The organism is Clostridium sp. CTA-6 (assembly GCF_054768115.1).
Genome location: NZ_BAAAAU010000001.1, coordinates 535,920 through 561,385 on the forward strand (window position 1 = coordinate 535,920; position 25,466 = coordinate 561,385).

Below are 25,466 nucleotides of genomic sequence, written 5' to 3' on the forward strand. Positions count from 1 at the left end.
GCTTTGTAAAAACTAAAATTATTTATTCTCTTTATAGTAAAATAATATTGCCTGCCTCACTATAATCATATCCACCTAGCTCCTCTAATTTCTCTTTAAATTTATCAGCTTTTATAATATTTATAAGTTCTTTTATAGATGGCATATCTAAAAACTCTTGAAAGATTGCTAAATCATATTCTTCACTGCAAACTGGTATAAAATCTAGCCCCATCATATTTGCTGCAGAATATACTCCAAGTCCACAATGAGCATCTCCATTTAAAATAGCTGCGGCCACTTGTAAATGAGTATACTCTTCCCTTTCATAACCCTGTATTTCTCTAGGATTTATATTTAATTTTCTAAGATTATAATCAAAAAGAAGTCTTGTACCTGCTCCCCTTTGTCTATTTACAAATTTTAATTTTTTATCCCTTATATCTTTAATAGAAGTAATACTGTTAGGATTTCCTTTAGGAACCATAATTACTTGAATTCTTTTTACGCACTTTATAAGAGCCATAGGTCTATTACCAATATATTTTTTAATGTAGCTTACATTGTATTCTCCGCTTTCCATATCTAAAAGATGTATAGGAGCTATATGGGTTTCACCATTTTTAAGTGCCATTATTCCTCCCATACTACCTACATGAGCAGAGGATAAATAATATCCACCCTGTTTTACATGAATTAAATCTGCTATAACATCTATGATAGGATCATGACTTCCTATACAAACTATAGTATTATTTATTTCCTCTTCATCCTTTAGAAGTTTTATATCTACTTCCGTTCCTTTTTCGATACCTTCCACATTTTGTGGAACTTCAAGTATTCCATCTGCTCTAACAAGAGACATGGTGGCGCCAGCTCCCCTATTTAAAGGTGTAGCTACTATTTTTTCTCCTACTTTACCTAATTTTATCCTAATAAATTCAACATATTTTAATGAAGACATAACCCTTTTAGATAATATCGCTTTAATTTTTTTATATTTGTAGGGTTTTTCCCCTGCAAATTTTTCCACAATAGGTCTTACAAAGTTTTCCATAATAACATAGGCTGACACAGGATATCCAGGTATTCCTATAACAGGTTTATTATCTATCTTTCCTAAAATAACCGGTTTTCCTGGCTTTATAGCTACTCCATGTATATATACCTTACCTAAATCTTCTATAATTTTAGCTGTGTAATCCTCTCTTCCTGCAGAGGAACCAGCGTTTACAAGAACTATATCACATTCTTTTACTGCCTTTTTTATAGTAGCTTTAATTTTTTCATAATTATCTTTAACTATTTCATACCTTTTAGCAATACCACCATACTGAAAGATCTGTGCTGCAAAGGTTCTTGAATTAAAATCTATTATATCTCCTACTTTTAAATTATTACCTGGCTCTACAAGCTCTGTGCCAGTTGGAATTATACCTACCACAGGTTTTTTATAAACTTCTACTTCATTTACTCCTCCAGCAATCATTGCTGAAATATCCACAGGTCTTATCTTATGATAGGAAGGAACTATAAGGGATTTCTCCACTATATCCTCTCCTAAAGGTCTTATGTTTTCATAAGGGGCTATACTTTTATATATTTCCACCCTTTTATCATCTACTTTAATTAAATCTTCCACCATTATCACAGAATCATACTCTCTAGGTATAGGATCTCCCGTATCTACCACTATATAATCCTTTTCTTCTTCTAAAGCTATATGATTCTTTTCATTTGCACCTAAGGTTTTTTCGCTATTAACTGCGATACCATCCATAGCTGAAGAATTGTAGAAAGGAGAAGATATATTAGAATATATAGGTGATGCTGTTATTCTACCACTTGAATATTCTGTATTTACAAATTCCTTTTGTTTTTTTATGCTTATCTTACTAAAATAAAGTTTTAATGCCTCTTCAATTTCATAATTTGAAAGATAAATATTTTGCCCCATACTAAAACCTCCTAAAATCTATATACAAAAACCTTTTCATCCTTCTTTATTCCCTCAAGATTCTTATCTATTTTTATAAAACCATAAGCCTTAGAAAAACCACTTATAAGTCCAGACTTAGAAAATACAGGTGATGCAATTATTTCATCTCCTTCCCAATTTAATGTTACTGGCAAATATTCTTCTCTTCCCTTTGCACTATGATAATTTATATTAAACTTACAAATTATAGGGAAAACCTCTTCTTTAGCACCTGCAATTTTATCTATATAATGTTTAACTATAATCTTATATACAATAGCTGCTGACAGAGGATGTCCTGGTAGTCCAAAAACTATTTTATCCTTAGCCTTTCCTATAATAGTTGGTTTACCAGGTTTTATTGCTATTCCATGAACAAAAACTCCAGGATCTCCCAAACTATTTATGACATCTATGGTTACATCTTTTTTTCCTACAGAACTCCCCCCGGATATAAGTACAATATCCGTATCTTCTATAGCTTTTTCTACTGTATTTTTTAAAAGATTAAAATCATCTCTTATAATTCCATAATTTATAGGAATACTTCCATCTTCAATAATGGAAGTCTGTAAAATATAAGAATTTATATCTCTAACCTGGCCTAATTTTGGTTCTTTATTAGGATCTACTATCTCATCTCCTGTAGATATTATAGCTACTTTAGGTTTTCTACATACAGGCACTTTAGTTATTCCAAGACTAGATAATACCCCTATTTCATAGGGTCTTAATCTTTTACCTTTTTTTATTATTACTTCCTCTTTAGCTATATCTTCACCTATTTCTACTACCTTTTCACCATAGGCTGTAGGTTTATTTATAAGTACTGTATCCTCATGAACTCTTTCTGTATATTCCACCATGACTACAGAATCTGCACCTTCTGGAATCATACCTCCCGTTGGAACATACACACAATCCCCAGGGAAATCCATATTAACTTCAGGAATTTTTCCCATGAGAACTTCCCCCTTATAGTTCATCATAGCGGGCATACTTTCACTAGCACCTGCTACATCTTTAGAGTTTACAGCATATCCATCTACGGTAGATCTTCTAAAATTAGGTACATTTATTTGAGAAATTATATCCTCATATATAACCCTGTCCATACTATTTAAAAGCTCCACTTCTTCCTTTATTGGTTTTACATTAAAATTTTTTTCTATAAGATCTTTAGCCTCTTTAATAGATACAACATTAAATAAGTCCACTAATATTACCTCCTTAAACCAATCTATCTAGCACATTCTGATGCCTCACCTAATAGAATCTCTATTCCATGAGGTATAGCCCCTAATACTGCCTGCAAATTTTCTACTGCAGCTTTTGGGCTTCCTGGAAGGTTTATTATAAGAGAATCTTTTCTAATTCCAGCAATTCCTCTAGAAAGTATGGCCTTTGGCGTTATATAAAGGGAACTGGCCCTCATAGCTTCACCAAAACCTGGTACATGTTTTTCAATAACCTTTTCTGTAGCCTCTGGAGTTACATCTCTTTTAGAAAAGCCTGTACCTCCATTAGTAATAATAAGATTTACTTTCTTTTCATCACATAACTTTATAAGCTCTTCACTTATAATATTGATTTCATCTGGTATTATTTTATACTCCTCTACTTTATATCCTTCTTTTTCTAAAATATCCTGTAGTACCTTTCCTGTTTCGTCTTTTCTCTCGCCCTTTGAACCCTTATCACTTATTGTAACAATAGCAGTCTTTATCATAGTTATACCCCCTTATACTCTGTTTTCTCACTTGTTTAACATCATCTTAACTTTAGCATTCTTAGGATTATTAAATATAATATCTTTTTCACCCTGTTCTATAATTTTACCCTTATCCATAAATATTACATAATCTGCAATTCTCTCTGCTTGATAAAAATCATGAGTTACAAAAATCACGGTTCTTTTATCTTCCATAATATCTTTAATTAAAGTTTCAGAAGCTAAAGTGCTTTCTATATCCATACTTGCAGTAGGTTCATCTAATATTATAACATCACTTTCTAATATAACCGTTCTAAGTAAGGCTACCTTTTGAGTTTCTCCTCCAGATAATTTTTTCCCGTTTTTATTAAGAATTTCATTTATATTAAAATATTTTATGTATTTTTCAAACCTAGCATCAATAGTTTTTTTAGGTGTTTTTCTAAATTTAAGTCCCATTATAATATTTTCACCTGCAGAACAATTAAATAAAAGCGGTCTTTGAGTCATCATAGAAATTTCATCTTTTACTTTATTAAAATCTTTTCCATCATAAATAATTTCCCCTTCATTTAATTTATTAAATCCTGCTATGCTTTGTAATAAAGTACTTTTTCCACTTCCATTTAATCCTAATATTCCATATATACCTCCCTCTTTAAAAACCATATGCTCTATATCTAATACTTTTCTACCAGCATACTCTTTTACTGCATTAACTACCTCTATTTTCAAAAACTTTCACTCCCTTGAAAAAAATGAAGAATAGCATTAATTATAAAAGATATAACTAGTAATATTCCTCCTATTGCTAAAGCTTCATTAAAATTACCTTTGCCTGTCTCCAATGCAATATATGTGGTCATAACCCTTGTAAATCCTTTAATATTTCCTCCTACTATCATAACTGCACCAACTTCAGATATAGCTCTTCCAAAGGCTGCTGTTACAACTGATAATAATTGTATCTTGTTTTCTTTTATAATAATTAAAAAGCTTTGAAATCTATTAGCTCCTAATGTGGTACATGTATTTTTTATATCTTTACCATTTTTCATTATAATAGATATGCTAAGACCAAATACTATAGGAAATATAAGTGATGTCTGGGCTATTATCATAGCGGTAGGAGTAAACAATAATTCAAATTCACCTAAAGGTCCCTTTCTCGATAATAAAAGATAAACCAATAATCCCATAAGAACTGGTGGTATACTCATTAAAGTATGATTAATTTGAATTATAATCTTTTTTAATTTAAAGTTTAATAAAGCACAGGGAATGCCTAAAAGCATTCCCAATATTGAAGCGATTAAAGTTGAAGTTAATGAAACATAAAGAGACATTAATACCACAGGAATAATTTCTTTTAAATTTATTATATTAAAAATTTCCTGCTCCATAATATCACCTATTTCTTTCCGTTAGCTACAAAAAGTGCTTGTCCGTATTTTTCTTTTCCATACTCTCCTATAAGTTTTTGCCCTTTATCAGAAAGCATCCAATCTATATATTCTCTGGCTTCCTTTTCTTTAATTTTATTTTTTTCAGTATTTAACATTATAACTCCATACTGATTATATAAATCATTACTTTTTTCAGTTACAATTACTAAATCTAATTTATCCTTCATAGACAAATAAGTAGCTCTATCTGTCAAAGTATAGGCCTTTTTTTCATTTGCCATCTGTAATACTGCTCCCATACCTTTACCTGCACTTATATACCATTCTCCCTTAGGATCTACTTTAATATCTTTCCAAAGCTTCTTTTCTTTAGTATGGGTTCCTGATTCATCTCCTCTAGAAACAAAACTAGCTTTACTTTCACTAATTAATTTAAGAGCTTCTGCTGCATTATTAGGAGCTTTTTCTTTTAACTTTGCAGTATCTTCCTTTGGACCAACTATAATAAAATCATTGTACATAACATCATGTCTTTCAGTACCATAACCTTTTTTAATAAACTCTTCTTCTTTAGCTTTGGCATGAACTAAAAGACAATCTGCATCACCATTTTGTCCAAGTTTAAGAGCTTCACCAGTTCCCTTTGCAACTACTTTAACATCTATTCCTGTATCCTTTTTAAACTCAGGAAGCAAATAATCTAAAAGTCCTGAATCTTGAGTACTGGTAGTTGTAGCCAGTATCATAGTCCTACTCTTATCCTTTTCCTTAGTACTTTCTGTGGAATTACTTTTATCACAGGCCACTAAACTTAATGTTAAAAAAATACTAGATAAAAGTAACAAAAGTTTTTTCATGAAAACATCCCCCTCATTGTACTTGCTAAGTATATAGAATATTCTGTATTTTCCGTATATTAAATTATAAAAAATACAAAATATTATATACTCTACATTATATAATATTTTGTACCATTATAACACATTTTTATATTATTTTTTTATAAATCTACTAAATTTATAATTTTTGTTCCATTTTAGATCATTTTATTTTTAAACTCTATATCAATTTAACATTAACTAATAAATTTATAATATATCATTCCTACTACATCTGCTATAATCCACCCTATAGGAATTGCCCACCAAATTCCCTTTAATCCTAAATAAGGAGCTGTAATAAAAGCAAGAGCCACTCTAAGACCAAGGGATATTATTGTCAAGACTATGGACATCTTAACCTTGCCTAAACCTCTATATAAACCATAAAACATAAATAAGTAACCTATGAAACAATAAAATGTACATACAATTCGTAAATACTGTACTCCTATTTTTATAACCTGGGTTTCTGTAGAATTTATAAATATTAGCATAAACTTATCTGCCATAATCCATACAACTAAAGATATAAAAATACAAAATATAGTTATAATCTTTAAAGATACTTTGATACCACTTTTGATTCTTTCATCTTTCTCTGCTCCTTTGTTTTGGGCAATATAGGTAGAGAAAGCATTTCCAAAATCTTGTACAGGCATATAAGCAAAGGAATCAATCTTAACTGCTGCTGCAAAGGCTGCCATAGGAGCTATACCAAAGGAATTTACCAATCCCTGTATCATTAATATTCCAAAATTCATAATAGATTGTTGTATTGATGTAAGCAAGGAATAACTGGCAGTTAGTTTAAATATTTCTTTATCAAATTTAATTTCACTTAGTTTAAACTCTAAGAAATCTAGCTTTTTTATACAATATACAATACACAAAATAGCCGAAACAAATTGGGCAATAACCGTAGCTAGAGCTGCACCAGATACACCCATATTAAAAGTAATTACAAATACAAGATCTAATACTATATTTATAATAGCAGCTAAAATCAAAAAATATAATGGCACTTTAGAATTTCCAAGAGCCCTTAAAAGACCTGCTGCCCAATTATATAAAAAGGTGAAAAATATACCACTAAATATTATCTTAAGATAACTTCTAGTATCTACAAATAACTCTTTAGGAATTTTCATAAATAAAATAATCTGATCTACAAATATTAAGGATAATCCACTTATTACAATAGAGGTAATTCCTATAAAAATAAAGGATGTAGATATACTAGCCTTTAGCTTATTTATTTTTTTACCTCCAAAAAATTGTGAAAACACAATAGAAGTGCCCATGCATAATCCTAGCAAAATTGATGTTATAAAAACCATAATAGCAAAGGAAGAGCCTACAGCGGCTAAAGCCTTTGTACCTATAAATTTCCCTACTATTATTGAATCTACAACATTATATAATTGCTGAAATATATTTCCTACTATCATAGGTAATGAAAATTTAAGTATTACTTTTAAAGGAGAGCCCTTAGTTAAATCCTTAGTTGTGCTACTCATTATTCTTCTCCAAATCTAATGTATAAATCAAAAGCTCCTGGGGTAAGTTTGGCAAAAGAAGCTTGTCCTTACAAGAATGTGTATTAAATTTCATAATTTTTTTAACTTCAACATGAGAAGTTAAAGAATAAACCTTTTGGGCATCACCTAAAGATATGCTTTTTGATATTGAATTTTTTGTTTCTAATATAATCATTCCCTCTTCATCCTATCTTCTTTATCTTTAAGAAAATTAGAAAATAATTTCTATTTCATAACATAAAAAGTTTTATATTATTTTTTTAATATTATTTTATTTCCAATGTTTAGTTTATCATAGGATGCTATATATTTGAACACTTACTTTTAAATCTTATGTGATGTTGCTCCATAAAAATACTAAATCATAAGCAAATTTTAATAATAACTACTTTGTTAAATTTATTCATCTAAAATTTATAAATAATTTGTTTTTAAACTATTCCAAATTTTCATTGTATATAATGCTAATATACTTATTGATAAACAAAGTATTATAACACTTAATGAAGATTCTTTATAACTTATGCCCATATAACTATAAATGGATATTATTGGTATGTTAGAAATAATTATTGTTAATATATATCTTATATAGCTTAACCCCACTGATGAGGATAAAAAGCATACCACATCTGTAGGTGCTATAGGGCATACTATGCCCAAGGCTAAAAATCTAAAATTATATTTTTTTATTAATGGCTCTATGTAATCATACTTCTTTTTAATTAAATTTTTTATATTCCAATTAGAAAATACTTTAGCTATCACATATATTAATGTTTCACTTAGAATCATTCCTGTCATAGATAATAAAAATCCATTAATTGTTCCAAATAAAGTACCTCCTAATATTATTAATGTAAATCCTGGCAATAAAATCGGCAGTCTTACTATCCATAGTAAAACAAAAATAATCATTATTCCTGCTTTATTTGAATTTAAATAACCCTTCATAATTTCTATAGTAAGTGATATAAAATCATACTTATTAAAGATGTATATTGATATAATCCATACTATACATAAAGCAAAAAGTAAGTATTTTTTATTTATCTTCATAACTATCTCCTCCTACTATTTTTAAATATAAGTATAAAAAGTCACATTTTTTTATTTTTTATAATATAGCTATGATTGTTAATACTTATTACCTAGTTGATAAAATTAGAAACTTTTAATATCTGATTTTTATAAAAAATTGAGAATAAAAAATGAAATGATTTTGTATAAGCACTTGCTTCTGAAAGATACTAATTTCTCCTAAAAGATAAGGACTTCTAAAAAACTTCTAAAAATTTTTTACTAATAAAAAAGATTCCAAGAACTTTTTTAATAAGATTCAAATGGAGAGACTATCTGTCATAATCAAACTCCATCTGAATCTAAAAGTCACTTAATAAACACTAAATTTGAGTATTTTTTAATTTTACTTATTAAGTTAAAGGATCAGGCAAGCCTAATAAATTTATTTTAACAAGTTTAATTTTCTAGTTATAAACAATATAGATTACTTTTAAAGTTCTTATTTAACCTTAAACTTCTTATTGTCTAAATTTATAATTATATCAGACATAGATGCAATCTCTAAAGAGTGAGTTACCATTATTATGCATTTATTATCTTCATGAGCTAATTTCTGAAAAAGCTTTATTATATCTATAGAGGTTTTACTGTCCAAATTTCCAGTAGGCTCATCTGCCAATATAATTTTGGCATTTGTAGATAGAGCTCTTGCTACTGCTACCCTTTGTTGTTGTCCTCCACTAAGATTTAATACACTTCTATCTCCTTCTCCTCTTGTAAGCCCTACCTTTTCTATTAATTCATAAGCCTTTTGTTTTTTATCTGAAATTTCATTCTTGGTAATTTCCATAGCAGTAATAATATTTTGTATACCTGTCATGTAATTAATTAAATTGTATGCTTGAAATACTATTCCTATATATTGATTTCTATAGTTGGTTAAGCCAATTTTCTTTATATCCTTACCTTCATATAAAATTTCACCACTTTTAGGACTATCTAATGCACTTGCCAAGGATAAAGCAGTAGTTTTTCCTGATCCAGAAGCTCCTAATATAGTGTAAAATTTCCCACCTTCAAAATTAAAATCTACACTATCCAAAATTACTAATTCTTTTCCTCCATCTTTATAGCTATAATTTACATTCTTAAATTCTAAAACTGCATTCATATATATCACCCCATCTATTCTCTTTTACTTAGTATAGTTTTAGGACTAAATCTTAGTACAGATATAGTTGGTATAGCTGCAGAGGCTATTACTATAAGTAATCCTATACCTGCTAATTTTTCTAAATCCTTTGAAGTTATAGAAACATCCATGTCTTTTACCACATCTGCATTTTTAATAGCATTACTATTCATTCTACCAGGGCCTACTACCATAGGACCACGCCCACCAAAATTCTGATTTTCTTGCGTTGAAGATGATTCTGTTACTTTAATTTCATTTGCAAGTAAACTATCTCCTATTTTGTTAGCTGCTAAATTTCCTGTAAATGCAGAAGTAGCAAAAGCTATAGAAGCTACTAAAAGTACTTCAACTACTAGTTGAGAAATAACTTTAAATTTGCTTTCTCCCAGGGATAGTAATACTCCTATTTCATATTTTCTATCCTTAAGAGATAATGCTATTATAAGAACTAAGATCATTGCTCCTGCAATGGATACAGTTGCTACTAAAGTTTTTGAGAAGGATCCTACATTTTCAATAGGTCCTACCATTTGTGTATATAATTGATCATTAGCATCTAATGTATAGGTTTCTAAATCTATTTTCTTATTTTTTGCATATTCTCTGAAACTTTCTATATTATCAGCATTGTCCATAAAATATACTGCAGAAGTAATATTTTTACTATTAGTACTATCCCCAGTTGAAACCTTAGAAACTACATCATAAGGCATATATATTTTATTATATGGGTTTAAAAAATCCATATTTCTATTATCATTAGTACTTTCATCTGAATTTGCCTCATATATCCCCACAACTTCAAGTTCTAGTGTAGTATTTTCATCAATAGAAGCTACTTGTATTTTGCTTCCTACTTTTAAGCTATTTTCTTTAGCCAAATTTTTCTCAATTATAGCCACATTTTTTCCTGCATCATCTTTTGTAATTCCTCTACCTTCTGCGATTTTACTATCTCCATTCTTAAAATCTGATAAAAGATTTGTAGCTATAGTACCTGAAAAAGAAACCTCTGGCATAGTAGTAACATTAGTACCTGCCATTTTGAACATACCTTTTGGTTTTTCTTCACCTTCTTCGGAAGTAGTATCATCACTGCTTTCTTCGCTCTTTACATTTTCAAAGTTTTTAGCCAACCCAAAACCTGAAGAAATATAGTTATACTGAGTTACATGTTCATTATCCTTTAAAGTATCTGCAATATCTGTAGTTAAAGATGGTCTGCTGCTTGATCCTTCCTCCTTATTATTTCTTCTTTGTTCCATAAATTTTTGTTCATTAATTTTAAGTGTTACATCACTGCCTAATTTTTCTCTAGCTAATTCTGTGGATTTTTTTGTAGCAGTTTGTATCGATAAACCCACCAACACCATATTGGCAATTATTAAGAGTACAACAAATAATATCAAAGACTTTATTTTCTTTTTTGATATACTAAGCATAGCTCTCTTTAAAAAATTCATATTATATAACCTCCTAAGTCTTATAAATTTCTTACAAAGGTTATTCTAATAAAGCTTTATGTGTTTTTTGTGAAGTTAATTTGTTTTTTATATAAAATATAAATTCCTTTATATATAAAAATCATATTAATTAAAATTCTATATAACTAAAGTTTTAATTCATGTTTTCTATATTTATTTTTATTACAAAAAATATCCTAAAATCATAATAAAATAATAAGATATTTGTAAAATATGCTATAATAACATTGTATTTCTCTAAAGAAATAGTTAAATATATATGAGTAATAAATAGGGGGATTATTTAATGAAAAGCATAAAAAGGGACTGTATAGTTTCAGGTATAGTTTGGATAATAATATTATTAACACTTCCCTATGAAGCTAAATTAAAATATATTGGATACTCTTTGGTAGGATTAATTATTGTTTTTATAACCTATAAATTTAGAAAAGATGATAAGTAGAATTGAGGATGTCTAAAAATAGCCTTAATTTTAAAACCGTAAATATAAATAATACATTCATAAAGCAATTCATTTTGCTAAGCAGTTCTAAATTTTACTCCATTAAAAATTTTTTACCCAATAGAGGCGCCTTCCTTGGCTTCACCACTGGCTCCTCACGTCCTGTGAGGAATTACAAAAATTTTTAATTCCGTCAAATTAAGAACTACTAAAGCTCATTCATATGTTTATTACATATATTATTTATATTTACTATATTAAAATTAAGGCTATTTTTGTTTTGAGATACCCTCATTTTTTATATTTAAATAATATGTTTTATATGATTAATTCTTCAAAGTAATTATTAATCATAATAAAACTTTATTTTTCAATAAACTTGGTCAATTCCTTGTTAAACTTTTCTTTTTGATCGTAGAATAACCCATGACCGCTCTCTTCAAATGGTACAAGTTTTGAATTTTTAATTCCTTTTTTTTGTGCTTCAGCTAATGGAAATAGACAAACTTTGTCATGAATACCATGAAGAATTAGAGTTGGAACTTTTATTTTCTTAAGATCAGAAAATAACCCTTCTTCATCTAACCATGTGTTTGCAATTTCTGCAGTAGCCCAGCCTGCCGCCTGTAATCCTAATTGGAAGAACCAATCGGAGAAAGGCTTAGTTATATATTTGAAAAAAAATATATCTCCAAAGTCTTGCAACATTTTTGGACGATCATTATATGTTCCTTCAATAATTTTATCCACAGCTTCCCTTTCTAAACCATAAGGGAAATATGGACGTTTAATAAGACTAGGAGCCGCAGCTGCACAAAGAACAAGTTTAGATACACCATATCCACTATGCCTTGCCATATATCTAATAGCAATGGCTCCTCCTGTAGAATGACCTAACAACGTAACGTTCTTTAATTTAAGTGCTTCAACTACACATCGAACATCATCTGATAATCGATCATATGAGTAGCCCCTAAAAGGCTTATCGGATTCGCCAAATCCTCTCTGATCTATACCTATACATCGATACCCCATTTTAGGAAGCTGATCAAATTGATATTCAAACAGCTTATGACTTCCGGGCCATCCATGTAGAAATAGAATTGTTTTTTTCCCTTCTGGATTAAGATCCTCTACATAAAGTTTTACATTTGGTTCTACTTTAACATAACATCCCATACAAATACCTCTTATAATAAAATTCTTTCATTATAAGTTTATTCTATTGAGAGCAAATAAGTGAATCTTAGTATTTTTTAATCCTTTAGTAATATATTGTTGATAATTTCTCATAAATAAAGCACCCCTTTATAGTTAATCTACAAAATAAATCAACCATAAAGGAGTGGTTTTTTATTGTTTTAAATATTTTTTATAAAAACTTAAATTACTATTTATATGAATAGTATCTACCTATAGGTTAGCTTAAAAAATACATTAGAAATTATTATCAAGCCAAATCCCCAAATTGGGCATGGTAAAGCTGTTCATAATATCCCTTCTTACCTAGCAACTCATTGTGTGTTCCTTGCTCCACGATATTTCCATCTCTCATTACCATGATTAAATCTGCATTTTTAATTGTAGACAATCTGTGGGCAATTACAAAGGAAGTTCTGCCCTTCATAATTTTTCTCATGGCATCCTGTAGTTTTTGTTCCAGCCTTGTATCCACGGAGCTAGTAGCTTCATCCAAAATCATGATAGGTGGATCACAGAGAATAGACCTAGCTATGGTCAAAAGCTGTTTTTCTCCTTGAGAGATGTTACTAGCCTCTTCATTCAGTATCATGTTATAGCCTTCGGGAAGTGTGGTAATAAAGTGGTGTACATTTGCTATCTTAGCTGCATTTATGATTTCTTCTTCCGTAGCGCCTTCTTTTCCATAGGCTATATTTTCTTTAATACTTCCATTAAAGAGCCAGGTATCCTGAAGAACCATTCCAAATTTTGCTCTTAAATCATCTCGTTTCATATGTTGAATATCTACACCATCTATCTTGATAGAACCACCAGTTACATCATAAAATCTCATAAGTAAATTGATTAATGTAGTTTTTCCTACTCCTGTAGGCCCTACTATAGCAACCATCTGACCACTTTTTACTTGCACATTCAGATCGTGAAGTAAAGGTTTCTCCTTTGTATAAGAGAATTCTACATTTTCAAAGGATACATTTCCATGAACTTCTTTATCTGATTTTACTAACTCCACTTCTTCTGATTCTTCCTCTTCATTTAAGAACTCAAAAACTCTGTGCACTGCAGCTACAGAAGACTGTATTGCTGAGGATAACTGAGTAATCTGAGACATAGGCTGATTTACCTGCCATATATAACGAATAAAAGCCTGAAGCTGTCCTACAGTAATAATTCCCCCAATGGCATAAAATGCACCTGCAATGGCTACGCATCCAATTCCAATATAAGTTACAAAGGCTACAAGTGGAGACATCAAACCACTGATGAACTGAGCTTTAAAACCATTTTCACACAATTCTTCATTAGCATTCATAAATTCTGTCAGTGCATCTTCCTGTTTACCGAATAATTTAATTTCATTAAAACCAGTAAATTTTTCTTGAACAATTCCGTTTAAATGCCCTAGAGCATTTTGCTGCTTTTGAAATATGGGCTGAGATTTCTTCACAATTACCTTAGATATAATAACCGACACTAGGATAATTGCAACGGAAGATAGAGCCATTACCCATTGAATCTTAAACATCATAAATACCGCAAGGCTTAATCCTAAAATAGCATTTAAAATCTGAGCGAAGCTTTGTTGAAGAGCATTAGAAATGGTCTCCACATCGTTGGATACACGACTCAAAGTATCTCCCAAGGCATTTCTATCAAAATATGCAATAGGAAGTCTTCTGATTTTACCTTGCACATCATTTCTTAGATCCACCATAGCGCTTTGTATTGCATCGGTTAATAAGAACTGATAAGCACAGTTGCTTAAAGCTCCTGCAGCATAGACACAGATTAAAATTAAAATAATTCTATTGATTTTTGCAAAATCTACCCTTTGTCCTTTTGTAATATCAGAAAATAATTGAGTAGTAATCATCCCCTCTAAAGTAGGGCTTAATGCGATTAAGCAGGACGCCACAATGATTAATAATATTGCTGAGATAATCTTTATATTATATTTCTTTAAATATGGAATCAAACGTTTAATACCAGTATTTTTCTTTTTCATCGTTTCAATTCCTCCTTTGACATCTGGCTAGCGGCTATCTCATAATAAATTTTGCAGTTTCTTAGTAGCTGCTCATGAGTTCCTATTCCAACCACTTCTCCTTCGTTCAATACAATAATTTTTGTGGCATCCATAATAGAAGATACTTTCTGAGCCACGATCAAAGTAATAGCATCTGTAGTTTCACTTTTTAATCTCTTTCTCAATTTAGCATCTGTTTTAGAATCTAATGCGGAAAAAGAATCGTCAAATATATAGATGTTCGGCTTTCTTACAACAGCTCTTGCAATGCTCAACCTTTGTTTTTGTCCACCAGATACATTGCTTCCTCCCTCTTCTATCATTTCCTCAAACTGGTCTGGCTTATCTTTAATAAAATCATAAGCCTGGGAAACTTTGGCGCTATGCTCTATTTCAGATTGTACCGCGTTATGTTTTCCATAGCGGATATTTTCATTGATGCTACCAGAAAACAGCAGGGCTTTTTGTGGAATAAAACCAATTTTTTGACGCAATGATATTAAATCATATTTTCTAACATCTACTCCATCTACTTTAATGCTACCTTTAGTTACATCATAAAATCTAGGAATAAGATTGATTAACGTACTTTTACCGCTACCAGTACTTCCAATAAAAGCAACTTTCTCCCCTTTCTTTGCCTGAAAACTTATATCATGTAATACAGGAACTTCACCGTCAGGATATTGAAAGGTTACATGATCAAATTCTAAAGTTCCCCTTTCATCTCCCTTTGTTACTGCATTCTCAGGATTTTTAATAATCGGTTCTTCCTCTAGAAGCTCTTGAATACGTCTAGCACTAATTTCTGCACGGGGATACATTACGAATATCATAGAAAACAGCATCATAGAAAACATTGCATGGAACATATATTCCTGGAATGCCACTAATTTTCCCACCTGTAGTGTTCCTACATCAATCATTTTGCTAGACATGATAAATACAATTACAACTGCAAGATTTAATAGCAAGAAGAAGGCTGGCTGCGCAACAGACATCAACTTAAATAACTTTTTTGCATTAGATGCATAATCTTCGTTGGCTTCGTAAAATCGCTGAGTTTCATAGTGATCTTTCCGGAATGCACGAATAACTCTAACTCCAGTTAAATTCTCTCTTGTAATTCGATTTAACCTGTCCATTCCCTTCTGTTGCCTAGTACTAATTGGATTACTCGTTCTAGCAATGAGATATACTCCAAAGCATATAATGGGAATACATCCTCCAATTACCATAGATAAAGTTACACTTGTCTTTATTACCATAAACATGCTGATTAAAATCATTATCGGCGTTAAAAAGGCCATTCTAAGTAGAACATTAATAAACTGCATGAGAATAAAAGCATCATTGGTGGTTCTGGTAATCATACTGGATACACCAAATTTATTATATTCCCTATGAGAAAATCCCTGGGCTTTTTTGAAAATGTCATTTCTAATATCTCTTGTAATTGAGGTACTCACCTTGGAACTACAATAGGCCAACACAATATTCCCAATACCACCAATAATGGCCAAAATCAAAATAACAATACCCAGCTTATAAATATAGACTCTATCCTTCAATACAATGCCCCTGTCTATCATATTAGAGACAATTGTAGGAATTCCAAGCTCTGCCGCAGCAAATCCAAGCACCGCTAGGATGTTGCAAAATACGTATAGCTTATACTTTTTTAAATACTGTAAAATTAACTTCATATTCAACCTCTCTTTTGTCAGCGATTTTTTGTAAAATCAATCCTTGATTTCCCCATCAACATATATTATGATAAACTATAGTGTTACCTTATAGTCAAGAGGAGATTTTAAAAAATGCAAGAAAAATATTTTACCACTGGAGAATTCGCTAAGATGTGTAATGTTGAAAAACATGTTCTTTTTCACTATGATGACATCGGCCTATTCCGACCGGCAATAATCAAGAAAAATGGTTACCGTTATTACTCCTATCATCAGTATTTTACATTCTCTGTTATATTGAACCTAAAAAAAATTGGAATGTCTTTAAAGGACATAAAAATCTATCTTGAGCAGCGCGATCCATCCATGTTCTTAGATTTATTAGAAGAAAAAAGTAAAGAGGTAGCTGAAAAAATAAAATATTTTGAAGATATACAGGAAATGATTGAAAGTATGAAAGCCATGACCATAGAAGGTATAAACAGCCACAATAACATTTACTTAGAATACTTACCTAAGGAGACCATTCTCCCATCGAATAATATGGAGAATTCAACAAATAAAACCTTTGCCAACTATATGCAAGAGTATATTAAATTCTGTCAAGATCTAGGAATTGCGGTTCAGGAATCTGTCGGTGGCATCATATCAGTTAAAAATTTGAGAAAGAATAAATCCACAAATCTTTCTTATCTGTATATCAAAACAAAATCCTTTCTACCAGGTAAAACAGTAATTCGAAAACCAGGAATCTATCTATGTGGATACTTTGAAGGTACATATGATGACTTATGCCATGCTTATGAGAAAATGCTAAATTATGCGGATGAGAATGGAATTTCTTTAGGAGATTACTCTTTTGAGGAGTACCTAATTTCTGATATTTCCCAAAAAGAACAAAAACATTATATTACAAAACTAATGATAGAAACTTTAGAAAATGACTTAACATAGTATAGGCATCTGCCATATGTTGAGTCATTTATTTTTGTATCTTTTCATCAAAGTGAAGCCCTATACCATCTATATCTTCCTTATCTCTTATAGTTATCTTGCTTATGATTATAACACTGTTATCTCTCTTAAAGTCAATGCTATCAGCAGCTTCAAAGGAAGTCTCCGTTATTTGTGGTGCATTTCACCGTAACGGATATAACATAGACTTTTCCTATCTTTATACGCTACTTATTTTTTACAGTATCCTTTTTGGTACTATGATACTAAAAAGTACGTACTTGTAATAGTAATACTTGTATTCTAGAATAATATCATAATATAAAAATAGTATAAAAGTAAAGCGAGGTATAAAAATGAAAGTATTACTTATTAATGGAAGTCCTAAGGTTAAAGGATGTACCTATACTGCCTTATGCGAAGTAGCAAAGGAACTGGAAAAACAAAATATTGAAACAGAAATTTTTCATATTGGAAACAAGCCTATTCGCGGTTGCATGGCTTGCGGAGGTTGTTCTAGAAATGAGGCTAGCAAGTGCGTATTTGACGATGATACTGTAAATATAGCCCTTGAAAAAGCTAAAGAAGCCGATGGTTTTATCTTTGGTTCCCCTGTACATTATGCTGCTTCCTCTGGCCAAATAACATCTTTTTTAGATAGATTCTTTTATGCAGGAGATAGCTTTCAGTATAAACCTGGTGCCGCTATTGTAAGCTGTCGCCGCGGTGGTTCAACTGCAGCCTTTGATCAGTTAAATAAATATTTTACTATTTCAAACATGCCTATTGTATCTTCTCAATATTGGAATATGGTTCATGGAAATACTCCTGAAGAAGTAAAACAGGATTTAGAAGGAATGCAAACAATGAGAGTATTAGGTAAAAATATGGCCTGGCTTTTGAAAAGTATAAATGCTGGTAAAGAAGCAGGAGTTGCACTCCCAGAAAAAGAACCAAGAGCATGGACCAATTTTATACGTTAATCTTAGAAGAGGATGTCTCAAAATAGCCCTAATTTTAATATATTTATGGTTTTAAATTAAGGCTATTTTTATTTTGACACACCCTTTTCTAATTTAAAAATCCCTTCATTACTTGTGGTTTATACATTGCTGTAAAAAATCTATGTTATTTATGACATTGTTTACCGTAACAGATATAACATAAACTTTTTCTAAGTTATACATTAGGTCTACTATATAAATATAGGCTTACATTATATACTTTATTAAAGGTTCAACATTTAAAAATATAGTTCAACAGTGAAATAGAAAAAATAGTATAAATTATTATATACTATCCCTTCTAATAATATATCAATAATCACATATTGAAAAGTTTTTAATTCAACATCGTCTTTAATAAAGCCTATCAATTTTACATATATTTCTTCAAGCATTTTGTATTTGGGTGACTATTAACTTTCCTCTTATCCATTTTTTAGTCACATTCAGTTGCATGCGGTATACTTTGTGGGAATCTAAATATATTCTCAGAATCGTATTTGCCCTTAACTTGGGTCAGTAGATTAAAGTTTCTACCATAGTAAGCCCTTGTCCAATATGAAAATAAGTTAATAATTACTCCCATAGTCATCACGAGTGCCTAGCCCTCTATTTATTGTTACCATACCCGTGAAACAAGCATCGCCATTATTATATATTTTTCCCTTCAAATTTAATCCTAAATTTTTAATAAGTAATCTATTGAATCCTAATTATAAGAATAACATTTCTTATAATTTATATAGTATAATCCATGATTTTAAAATAGCTTAATTATTAAAATTAGCTATTATCTCTTAAGCCCTTAAGCATACTTGGACAATTGCTTAGGGGCTTAAGAGAAACGGCATGACCGGAAGAATTAGGCTATATCCTAACGCAATCACCAAAGTCGCAAGCTTTAAAGCGAAAATAGGCTTTTTATCCATTAATCGTCACCGTTCCCTCAGAACCGTCCACCGTTATCATTTGTCCACTTTCAATGCTTCTCGTGGCGGTGTGTGTCGCCATAACAGCAGGGATACCATATTCCCGTGCAACAATGCTTGAATGACTGAGAGGACCGCCAATATCCGTTACAATTGCACTTGCAGAGGCAAACAAGGGTGTCCAAGCGGGAGTTGTAGTAACAGCAACCAATACACTTCCCGGCTGGAAATTTTCAAAATCTGCCGGACTATTCAGTACACAGGCGCGAACTGTCACAACACCAGAACTGGTTCCTATACCCCTCAACACGGTTTTTCCATCTTTTTGTTTCTGTGGTGCATGTGATGTGCTTTTTGCATTCTTCTCAGGTAACTGAGCTGGCGGCACATACCCCTGGTATTTTTTTAGTTCCGTTTTTCGCGCAAGTATCGCCTTGCTTCTATCGGATAAAGGTATATTTTCGTCTAACTGTACTATGAGTTTTTCCAATTCCGATTTTGTGAGCCAGTAAATATCATCCAGATGCGAAGTAACTCCGCCACGTATAAGGCGGGCTGAAATTTCCTGAAACATCCGGCGAATCAGCGGATGCCCCATTCCCATCAAATAAATAGCATTTTCACGCATAGGGGCGGTTTCCTGCGCCCAATGGAGCAACTTCAAAAACAGTTTTTTGCGTGAGCTACCTATATGTTGTAAAATTTCTTCTTCTGCCTGTTTCCTACGCTTTTCAAATGTGGCTTGACGTAAAAAAGGACTTTCCCCTTTTCCTTCCACAAATGTTTTTATGGATTCAAAGGTTGGTGTAAGTGTTTCCTGCGGTGTGGAATACGCAAAATCAAATTCATAAGCGGTACGACCAAACTCTTTAAAATACTGATTGATTCGATTTTTCCATTCTATCCATACTTCCTGCGAAACTTCGGCAGGCAGAACTGAGGACATAAAATCTTCCGCTATCTTTGTTGTCGGATTGTTTTGCAGATAAAGGTTGAGGGTGCTATTTTGCTTTACCCATTCCGAGAGGCTCCACAGGTTCTTTTCCGCTTGCAGAGCAATCGTATCAAATCCAAGCAGGAAAACAGAAGTATCTGTCATACCAGCGCGGCGAGCCGCTCCCTGAAATAATTTTGTAAATAATGTTTCGCTGATAGAGGCGGCGGGCAATGTAAGCTGAATCCTTGTGAAATAAATACACGCGGCATAAAATACAGTCTGAATCCCCTCCATTATTTGATGAGCGTTCAGCATATGCATGGGCTTTTCTTCCCATTGTTTAATCACATCCTCAAATTCTTTTCGTGCCGCTTCCCAGCGTGCAACGCTGTTCGTGAGCGCCCGGCGCAAAGAGCGGGGCGAAAGGGATTTGACAGCAATCAAAAGTGGCTTTGATTTGGCAGAAAGATAAACATATCCGTTAATAATCGTATATGCTCCGTTTTCTGGCAATAGCTTTTTCGCGCTTTTACCAAACATATCTACCCATAAAAGCGCCGACGCACGGTTGACGATTTCAAGGCCAAGCGTGGCGAACAAGGGCGTAACAGGATTTGGCAAGTGTTCCGCCAGACTGCCTTTTGTGTATATAACATCCTTTTCCGGTAACGTCCATTCGGGCGGCAGGACAGTAATGGGGCGAGCCTGAACAATATACAATTTATCTTTTTCCAGTGCCCACTCTACATCCATAGGCATTTGATAATACTTCTCAATTTTCTTCCCAAGCTGTGTCAACCGCATGACTTGATTGCGGGTAAGAGCATGTTTTTTCCTCAACCGTTCAGGAACTGGGATTTCTTCCGTTCCATCTGAGGTGCGAACCGTCATGATCTCTTTGTTTGCTACTTCATACGATACAATTCGTTCGGCGTTTTTATCTACAACGATTGTATCAGGGGTGACTAAGCTGGAAACCACCGATTCGCCAAGTCCCCACGCGGCGTTAATAATCATTTCGCTACGTCTGCCATTGATAGGGTTTAGCGTAAACATAACGCCAGACGCATCGGAAAACGCAAGCTTTTGTACTACAACAGCAAGCGCGACAATCTCCTGCTTTATATCATTCTTCACGCGGTAAGCAATAGCGCGTGCTGTCCACAGGGAAGCCCAGCACCGCTTTACAGCGGCAAGGACTTCATTCTCACCTTGTATGTTAAGATAAGTTTCCTGCTGGCCCGCAAAAGAAGCGTCGGGCAAATCCTCGGCGGTCGCGGAGGAACGGACAGCTACCGCGATGTTCCCTAATCCAGCATAAGCGGTTTTAATTGCCGCCGACACTTCCTGCGGCATTTCTCCATTATGGAAAAGCATCCCAATCTGCGTAGAAACATCTTCAAGCTGGCTGGTATTGTTGGAATCAATACCGTCCAGCAACTTATTAATGTGAGGCTGAATACGGTTCATCTCAACAAAACTCTGGTATGAAGCAGTCGTAACATGAAAGCCGTCTGGCACAGGGATGCCCGCTGTCATAAGTTTTGATAAAGACATACCTTTTCCGCCGACCATTTCAAGGGTTGCCTGTTTATGCGCCAATGGTAGGATATAATAAATCATAATAATTCACCTCCATCATTCATAATTCCGTGTAGAAATATATTCATTGTTTCATCAAGCATTTTTTCCGGACTGGCTGATGGTCGGGATGTGTAGATGATTGCTATAACGGAGTTAATTAACAAACGCGCCATAAGATCGGCATTCGTTTTACGAAAGATGCCTGCGGTCACTCCATTTTCAATCACAGATTTTATAATATCCTGATATGCGTAACGCGCAGCTCTCAGCCGCTTTCGATATTCTTCTTCTAAGTAGTCAGATTCTGTATTTAACCACATCAGCACAGTTCTATACTGCTTTGGTACTCCAAGATGATTCAGCATGATTTTTCTAAGGCACTGTTCCGGCGAAGATTCATCAGCAATAATTCTATGAACCTTTTGAATTGTTTCTTCTATTTTTTTCTCAACTGCGTATACAACAATCTCGTCTTTCGTTTTGAAAAAATCATACAGACTGGACTTTCCCATGTTTGCTAAAACCGCGATTTCCCGCATTGATGTTTTTTGGAATCCATTTTTCTCTATGAGCCGCAAAGCAACACCGATTATTTCTTCCCGGCGCTCTGCTTGTTGTTCGGGGGTAAGCATAATTCCTTTTGGCATGTGATGGTACCTCCTTGTAGCGACCAACGGTCGTTTCTTGTTTCGCTTTTATCATATAGCGACCAACGGTCGCTTGTCAAGACTAATTTTTTATAGAAGAATATCTATTAACTATCAATATTAAGTTTTCAACGGATTAACCCCTTTATTTTGGACAATATCTAATTAATTCTTATTTTTTCTTATAATTACACCCTCACCTCAATATTAGTTAGCTGTTCTCCAAAATAAAGGTGGTAAAATTCATTGGGAGTCATATACCTTAAACTTGAGTGTAATCTTCTGTTATTATAAAAATTTATAAAATCGTTTACTATTTCATATGCCTCCGTATAGCTTTGAAATTCATTATTTTTAAAACATTCATCTTCAAGTATTCTGTGGAAAGATTCCACATGTGCATTTTTATTTGGGGTTTTTACTGGTATTCTTTCATGATGTAATTTAAACTCTTCACAGCATTCTTTAAATTTATAGCTTATAAATTGTGGACCATTATCGGTTCTTATAACAGGTTTTGTAGCACCTTCTGCAAATAGATCCCTTCTAATTAGGCTCTTCCTTAATAATGCGGTAGCATCCTTGGCTTCACAATGAAAACCTATATGATAATCTACAATGTTTCTATCGAAGATATCTATAATATTCAGCATATAGAAAAATTTATCTTCTCCTTCAATGTACCCTTATTTGATACCCATTTCCCACAATTGGTTTGAACCTGTTATAATTCTGTTAGCAGCAATGCTCCGCTTAACTTTAGGTTTTATAGCCCTTTGATTCTTTAGGATATCAAGTTCTTTGCATAGCCTATATACTTTTTTATGATTTATAATAAGTCCATATTCGCGTTTTAGATAATGCATTATTTTCCTATAACCATAATTTATAGCATCACCTTCTATAGCTTGTAAAATATACTCTTTGATCTCATCATCACAAATTTTTTCTCCTTTTGAAGTTAAAGAATATCCCTTTGGTTTACCGCCTACCGGCTTGTATTTTTCTTTCCCCTCTATACTTAAATTATAGTAATATGTAGATCTGGATAAACCAACTGTCTTTAAAACAAAAACTGCGTTATAATTTTGTTCTATATATTTTTTAGCTACTGTTACTTTATCTTTAATTGAGGGTTGGCTTTTTTTATTAAGTCTTTAAGAATTGCTATTTCTAAATCCTTTTCTCCTAATATTTTTTAAGAGTATCATTTTCTTGTGTTATTTCTGTTATTTCTTTTTCAAAGTTATTTTTTCCCTCAATTAAAGCCTTTCTACCCGGCTTCACCTTAATTTCATCTTTTTGTTTAGAATTTTTAATCCATGTAAATATAGTGGATTTTGAAATTCCATGTTTTCTTGAAACTAATGAAACATTTCCAACTTCCTTTACCTCGTTTAGTATTGATTCTTTTAATTCTTTTGTATAACTTCTGCCTCTCATAACTTACCTCCAATCACTTTTTATATTATATATAATTTATAAGCAATTGTTCAGTATGCTTAGGGGCTTAAGGGCTTTCAAAATTGGGTAAAAAAATAGACACCTCATTTTTGAAGTGTCTACCTTTTACATATTCAATTTTATATTGGAAGTATCTTTGTTTCTTCACTTATCAAAAGTAAATCGTCGTATCAAAGCTCATTCATAAGTAGTAAATTGATTGGGTTTGTCCTTGATAAAGTGTGATAAGTCCAGTGTTTATGCGGATAACCAGATTTTCATACTATTTTTTATATAAAAATATACTCTTCATATAAAGTTTTGAGAAATAATTGCAATAATAAGAAAAAATTGGTATACTAACAATAAATAGCATAAAATTCCAAAAACGGAGGTGAAAAAAGTGAAGAAGAAAAGAATTTTTTTAATCATATTTTGTCTAATTATAATTACATCTACAGCTTTAATTTATAATCATAATAAAACTAAAGTTACTCCTACTGAGGCAAATATACAAAAAGTTCAGTCTGAAAAAAATTCATCTCAAAACAATGTAAAGAATAATAAAAATTCTAAAAATAATTCTGGTAATAAGAAAGCCCTTGAAGAAGAGGAAAAAAATGATGATTCAGAATCTAAGGAGACTGAAACACCTACTATTATTAAAAACAATAATTCAAAAAACTTAGACCATGTAAAAAATTTAGATAAAATATCCTCATTAGAAATTGTTGATAGTTCTATAGAAAAAATAGATAAATTAAAAGGAAAAGATAATATTAAAACTTTAAAAATAGTTCACTGCAATGTAAAGGATTTAGAGGTTGTATCTACATTAAAAAATCTTGAGAATTTAGAAATTGTAGATTGTAAATTAAGTAATGTATCCATAGTTAAAGATTTAAAAAGATTAAAAAGATTAGATATTAGCAATAATGAAATAAGTAATTTAAATGGATTAGAAAATCTAACAAATTTAAAAGAACTTTATATGGCAAACAATAATATAGCAAATCTAAAACCAATTCATAACTTACTTAAACTAACCAATTTAGATATTAGTGATAATAAAATTACTAGCATCAAAGAATTAAAAAATATGAAATCCATTAAAGAACTCAATATATGCAACAATAATATATCTAATTTAGAAGGAATAGAAAATATGAGCAAAATTACAGGTCTTTGGGTTAGTAATAATAAACTAAATAATATTTCTATACTTTCAGATAAAAATGAAATAGTAAATTTAGCACTAGATAATAATAAAATATCAGACATATCAACTATAACTAATTTTAAAAAATTGAAATCTCTGAAACTAGATAAAAATAATATATCAAGTTATAAACCATTAAAAGATATATATAAAAATCTAGTTGACCCAGATTTTTCAATATAAAATAAA

General features: G+C 31.7%; 24 protein-coding genes. 4 read left to right on the plus strand and 20 right to left on the minus strand.

Annotated features, from left to right (window positions below; translation table 11 throughout):
- Positions 1–31: 31 nt before the first annotated feature.
- From ACYUDJ_RS02320 to ACYUDJ_RS02370, 11 genes are all read right to left on the minus strand, one after another.
- Positions 32–1,936 carry a molybdopterin biosynthesis protein gene (locus ACYUDJ_RS02320; protein ID WP_043031949.1) on the minus strand — a complete coding sequence of 635 codons (1,905 nt, stop codon included), beginning with the start codon at positions 1,934–1,936 and terminating at the stop codon, positions 32–34.
- Between the two features lie 11 nt (positions 1,937–1,947).
- On the minus strand, positions 1,948–3,174 hold the full coding sequence (locus ACYUDJ_RS02325) for a molybdopterin molybdotransferase MoeA (RefSeq protein WP_003485769.1): 1,227 nt from the start codon (positions 3,172–3,174) through the stop codon (positions 1,948–1,950).
- 23 nt (positions 3,175–3,197) lie between these two features.
- Entirely contained in the window at positions 3,198–3,686 is a 489-nt protein-coding gene (mog, locus tag ACYUDJ_RS02330; protein WP_003485767.1) for a molybdopterin adenylyltransferase, read from the minus strand.
- Between the two features lie 27 nt (positions 3,687–3,713).
- A complete protein-coding gene (locus ACYUDJ_RS02335) occupies positions 3,714–4,406 on the minus strand; it encodes an ATP-binding cassette domain-containing protein (RefSeq protein WP_003485766.1) in 693 nt (230 codons plus the stop codon).
- The gene (locus ACYUDJ_RS02340; RefSeq protein WP_003485763.1) at positions 4,403–5,074 is read right to left on the minus strand and encodes an ABC transporter permease; all 672 of its coding nucleotides are present in this window, start codon (positions 5,072–5,074) and stop codon (positions 4,403–4,405) included. Before ACYUDJ_RS02340 ends, ACYUDJ_RS02335 begins: the two co-directional genes overlap by 4 nt.
- Positions 5,075–5,082: 8 nt before the next feature.
- Positions 5,083–5,934, minus strand: coding sequence for an ABC transporter substrate-binding protein (locus ACYUDJ_RS02345; RefSeq protein ID WP_003485762.1), 852 nt, complete (start codon positions 5,932–5,934; stop codon positions 5,083–5,085).
- Between the two features lie 218 nt (positions 5,935–6,152).
- Positions 6,153–7,475, minus strand: a complete 1,323-nt coding sequence (locus ACYUDJ_RS02350; protein WP_003485760.1) for an MATE family efflux transporter — start codon at positions 7,473–7,475, stop codon at positions 6,153–6,155.
- The gene (locus ACYUDJ_RS02355) at positions 7,468–7,671 is read right to left on the minus strand and encodes a hypothetical protein (RefSeq protein ID WP_003485758.1); all 204 of its coding nucleotides are present in this window, start codon (positions 7,669–7,671) and stop codon (positions 7,468–7,470) included. Before ACYUDJ_RS02355 ends, ACYUDJ_RS02350 begins: the two co-directional genes overlap by 8 nt.
- A gap of 239 nt (positions 7,672–7,910) precedes the next feature.
- Entirely contained in the window at positions 7,911–8,555 is a 645-nt protein-coding gene (locus ACYUDJ_RS02360; RefSeq protein WP_003485755.1) for a TVP38/TMEM64 family protein, read from the minus strand.
- 463 nt (positions 8,556–9,018) lie between these two features.
- Complete coding sequence (locus ACYUDJ_RS02365; RefSeq protein ID WP_003485753.1) at positions 9,019–9,690, minus strand: ABC transporter ATP-binding protein; 672 nt, start codon at positions 9,688–9,690, stop codon at positions 9,019–9,021.
- Between the two features lie 14 nt (positions 9,691–9,704).
- On the minus strand, positions 9,705–11,177 hold the full coding sequence (locus ACYUDJ_RS02370) for an ABC transporter permease (RefSeq protein ID WP_003485751.1): 1,473 nt from the start codon (positions 11,175–11,177) through the stop codon (positions 9,705–9,707).
- Between the two features lie 307 nt (positions 11,178–11,484).
- Here ACYUDJ_RS02370 and ACYUDJ_RS02375 point away from each other — a divergent pair, with 307 nt between their 5' ends.
- Positions 11,485–11,643 carry a hypothetical protein gene (locus tag ACYUDJ_RS02375; RefSeq protein WP_003485750.1) on the plus strand — a complete coding sequence of 53 codons (159 nt, stop codon included), beginning with the start codon at positions 11,485–11,487 and terminating at the stop codon, positions 11,641–11,643.
- 363 nt (positions 11,644–12,006) lie between these two features.
- Here the strand turns inward: ACYUDJ_RS02375 and ACYUDJ_RS02380 are convergent, their stop codons facing one another.
- The 3 genes from ACYUDJ_RS02380 to ACYUDJ_RS02390 all read right to left on the minus strand — a co-directional run bounded on the left by ACYUDJ_RS02380 (position 12,007) and on the right by ACYUDJ_RS02390 (position 16,578).
- On the minus strand, positions 12,007–12,822 hold the full coding sequence (locus ACYUDJ_RS02380) for an alpha/beta fold hydrolase (RefSeq protein ID WP_043031950.1): 816 nt from the start codon (positions 12,820–12,822) through the stop codon (positions 12,007–12,009).
- Positions 12,823–13,093: 271 nt separating this feature from the next.
- Entirely contained in the window at positions 13,094–14,851 is a 1,758-nt protein-coding gene (locus ACYUDJ_RS02385; RefSeq protein WP_043031951.1) for an ABC transporter ATP-binding protein, read from the minus strand.
- The gene (locus ACYUDJ_RS02390; protein WP_043031952.1) at positions 14,848–16,578 is read right to left on the minus strand and encodes an ABC transporter ATP-binding protein; all 1,731 of its coding nucleotides are present in this window, start codon (positions 16,576–16,578) and stop codon (positions 14,848–14,850) included. Before ACYUDJ_RS02390 ends, ACYUDJ_RS02385 begins: the two co-directional genes overlap by 4 nt.
- Positions 16,579–16,692: 114 nt before the next feature.
- On the opposite strand from ACYUDJ_RS02390, the gene ACYUDJ_RS02395 reads away from it, so the two are divergent.
- Positions 16,693–17,514 (plus strand): MerR family transcriptional regulator, encoded by an 822-nt coding sequence (locus ACYUDJ_RS02395; protein WP_043031953.1) that lies wholly within the window; start codon positions 16,693–16,695, stop codon positions 17,512–17,514.
- Positions 17,515–17,870: 356 nt separating this feature from the next.
- Positions 17,871–18,497 carry a flavodoxin family protein gene (locus ACYUDJ_RS02400; RefSeq protein ID WP_043031954.1) on the plus strand — a complete coding sequence of 209 codons (627 nt, stop codon included), beginning with the start codon at positions 17,871–17,873 and terminating at the stop codon, positions 18,495–18,497.
- A gap of 457 nt (positions 18,498–18,954) precedes the next feature.
- Here the strand turns inward: ACYUDJ_RS02400 and ACYUDJ_RS02405 are convergent, their stop codons facing one another.
- The 6 genes from ACYUDJ_RS02405 to ACYUDJ_RS02430 form a co-directional block, all read right to left on the minus strand.
- Positions 18,955–19,110: a BBE domain-containing protein gene (locus ACYUDJ_RS02405; RefSeq protein ID WP_080333614.1), complete on the minus strand. Its 156-nt coding sequence runs from the start codon at positions 19,108–19,110 to the stop codon at positions 18,955–18,957.
- A 329-nt stretch (positions 19,111–19,439) separates the two neighbouring features.
- Entirely contained in the window at positions 19,440–22,007 is a 2,568-nt protein-coding gene (locus tag ACYUDJ_RS02410) for a PEP/pyruvate-binding domain-containing protein (protein WP_043031955.1), read from the minus strand.
- Positions 22,004–22,615 (minus strand): TetR/AcrR family transcriptional regulator, encoded by a 612-nt coding sequence (locus ACYUDJ_RS02415; RefSeq protein ID WP_043031956.1) that lies wholly within the window; start codon positions 22,613–22,615, stop codon positions 22,004–22,006. The genes ACYUDJ_RS02410 and ACYUDJ_RS02415 overlap by 4 nt, the downstream gene beginning before the upstream one ends.
- Before the next feature lie 188 nt (positions 22,616–22,803).
- Positions 22,804–23,295 (minus strand): integrase core domain-containing protein, encoded by a 492-nt coding sequence (locus ACYUDJ_RS02420; RefSeq protein ID WP_224215225.1) that lies wholly within the window; start codon positions 23,293–23,295, stop codon positions 22,804–22,806.
- A 6-nt stretch (positions 23,296–23,301) separates the two neighbouring features.
- Complete coding sequence (locus ACYUDJ_RS02425; RefSeq protein WP_080333525.1) at positions 23,302–23,745, minus strand: IS3 family transposase; 444 nt, start codon at positions 23,743–23,745, stop codon at positions 23,302–23,304.
- A 58-nt stretch (positions 23,746–23,803) separates the two neighbouring features.
- Positions 23,804–24,058, minus strand: a complete 255-nt coding sequence (locus tag ACYUDJ_RS02430) for a transposase (protein ID WP_141650347.1) — start codon at positions 24,056–24,058, stop codon at positions 23,804–23,806.
- Between the two features lie 403 nt (positions 24,059–24,461).
- Between ACYUDJ_RS02430 and ACYUDJ_RS02435 the strand changes: the two genes are divergently transcribed.
- Positions 24,462–25,460, plus strand: a complete 999-nt coding sequence (locus tag ACYUDJ_RS02435; RefSeq protein ID WP_042384940.1) for a leucine-rich repeat domain-containing protein — start codon at positions 24,462–24,464, stop codon at positions 25,458–25,460.
- The last annotated feature ends 6 nt before the right edge of the window (positions 25,461–25,466 follow it).

Coding starts and splice junctions, on each gene's coding strand:
- ACYUDJ_RS02415 (WP_043031956.1), bottom strand. CDS start 22,615: ATGCCAAAAGGAATTATGCTTACCCCCGAACAACAAGCAGAGCGCCGG.
- ACYUDJ_RS02370 (WP_003485751.1), bottom strand. CDS start 11,177: ATGAATTTTTTAAAGAGAGCTATGCTTAGTATATCAAAAAAGAAAATA.
- ACYUDJ_RS02365 (WP_003485753.1), bottom strand. CDS start 9,690: ATGAATGCAGTTTTAGAATTTAAGAATGTAAATTATAGCTATAAAGAT.
- ACYUDJ_RS02375 (WP_003485750.1), top strand. CDS start 11,485: ATGAAAAGCATAAAAAGGGACTGTATAGTTTCAGGTATAGTTTGGATA.
- ACYUDJ_RS02395 (WP_043031953.1), top strand. CDS start 16,693: ATGCAAGAAAAATATTTTACCACTGGAGAATTCGCTAAGATGTGTAAT.
- ACYUDJ_RS02340 (WP_003485763.1), bottom strand. CDS start 5,074: ATGGAGCAGGAAATTTTTAATATAATAAATTTAAAAGAAATTATTCCT.
- ACYUDJ_RS02320 (WP_043031949.1), bottom strand. CDS start 1,936: ATGGGGCAAAATATTTATCTTTCAAATTATGAAATTGAAGAGGCATTA.
- mog (WP_003485767.1), bottom strand. CDS start 3,686: ATGATAAAGACTGCTATTGTTACAATAAGTGATAAGGGTTCAAAGGGC.
- ACYUDJ_RS02360 (WP_003485755.1), bottom strand. CDS start 8,555: ATGAAGATAAATAAAAAATACTTACTTTTTGCTTTATGTATAGTATGG.
- ACYUDJ_RS02410 (WP_043031955.1), bottom strand. CDS start 22,007: ATGATTTATTATATCCTACCATTGGCGCATAAACAGGCAACCCTTGAA.
- ACYUDJ_RS02385 (WP_043031951.1), bottom strand. CDS start 14,851: ATGAAAAAGAAAAATACTGGTATTAAACGTTTGATTCCATATTTAAAG.
- ACYUDJ_RS02355 (WP_003485758.1), bottom strand. CDS start 7,671: ATGATTATATTAGAAACAAAAAATTCAATATCAAAAAGCATATCTTTA.
- ACYUDJ_RS02350 (WP_003485760.1), bottom strand. CDS start 7,475: ATGAGTAGCACAACTAAGGATTTAACTAAGGGCTCTCCTTTAAAAGTA.
- ACYUDJ_RS02390 (WP_043031952.1), bottom strand. CDS start 16,578: ATGAAGTTAATTTTACAGTATTTAAAAAAGTATAAGCTATACGTATTT.
- ACYUDJ_RS02380 (WP_043031950.1), bottom strand. CDS start 12,822: ATGGGATGTTATGTTAAAGTAGAACCAAATGTAAAACTTTATGTAGAG.
- ACYUDJ_RS02345 (WP_003485762.1), bottom strand. CDS start 5,934: ATGAAAAAACTTTTGTTACTTTTATCTAGTATTTTTTTAACATTAAGT.
- ACYUDJ_RS02430 (WP_141650347.1), bottom strand. CDS start 24,058: ATGAGAGGCAGAAGTTATACAAAAGAATTAAAAGAATCAATACTAAAC.
- ACYUDJ_RS02400 (WP_043031954.1), top strand. CDS start 17,871: ATGAAAGTATTACTTATTAATGGAAGTCCTAAGGTTAAAGGATGTACC.
- ACYUDJ_RS02405 (WP_080333614.1), bottom strand. CDS start 19,110: ATGACTATGGGAGTAATTATTAACTTATTTTCATATTGGACAAGGGCT.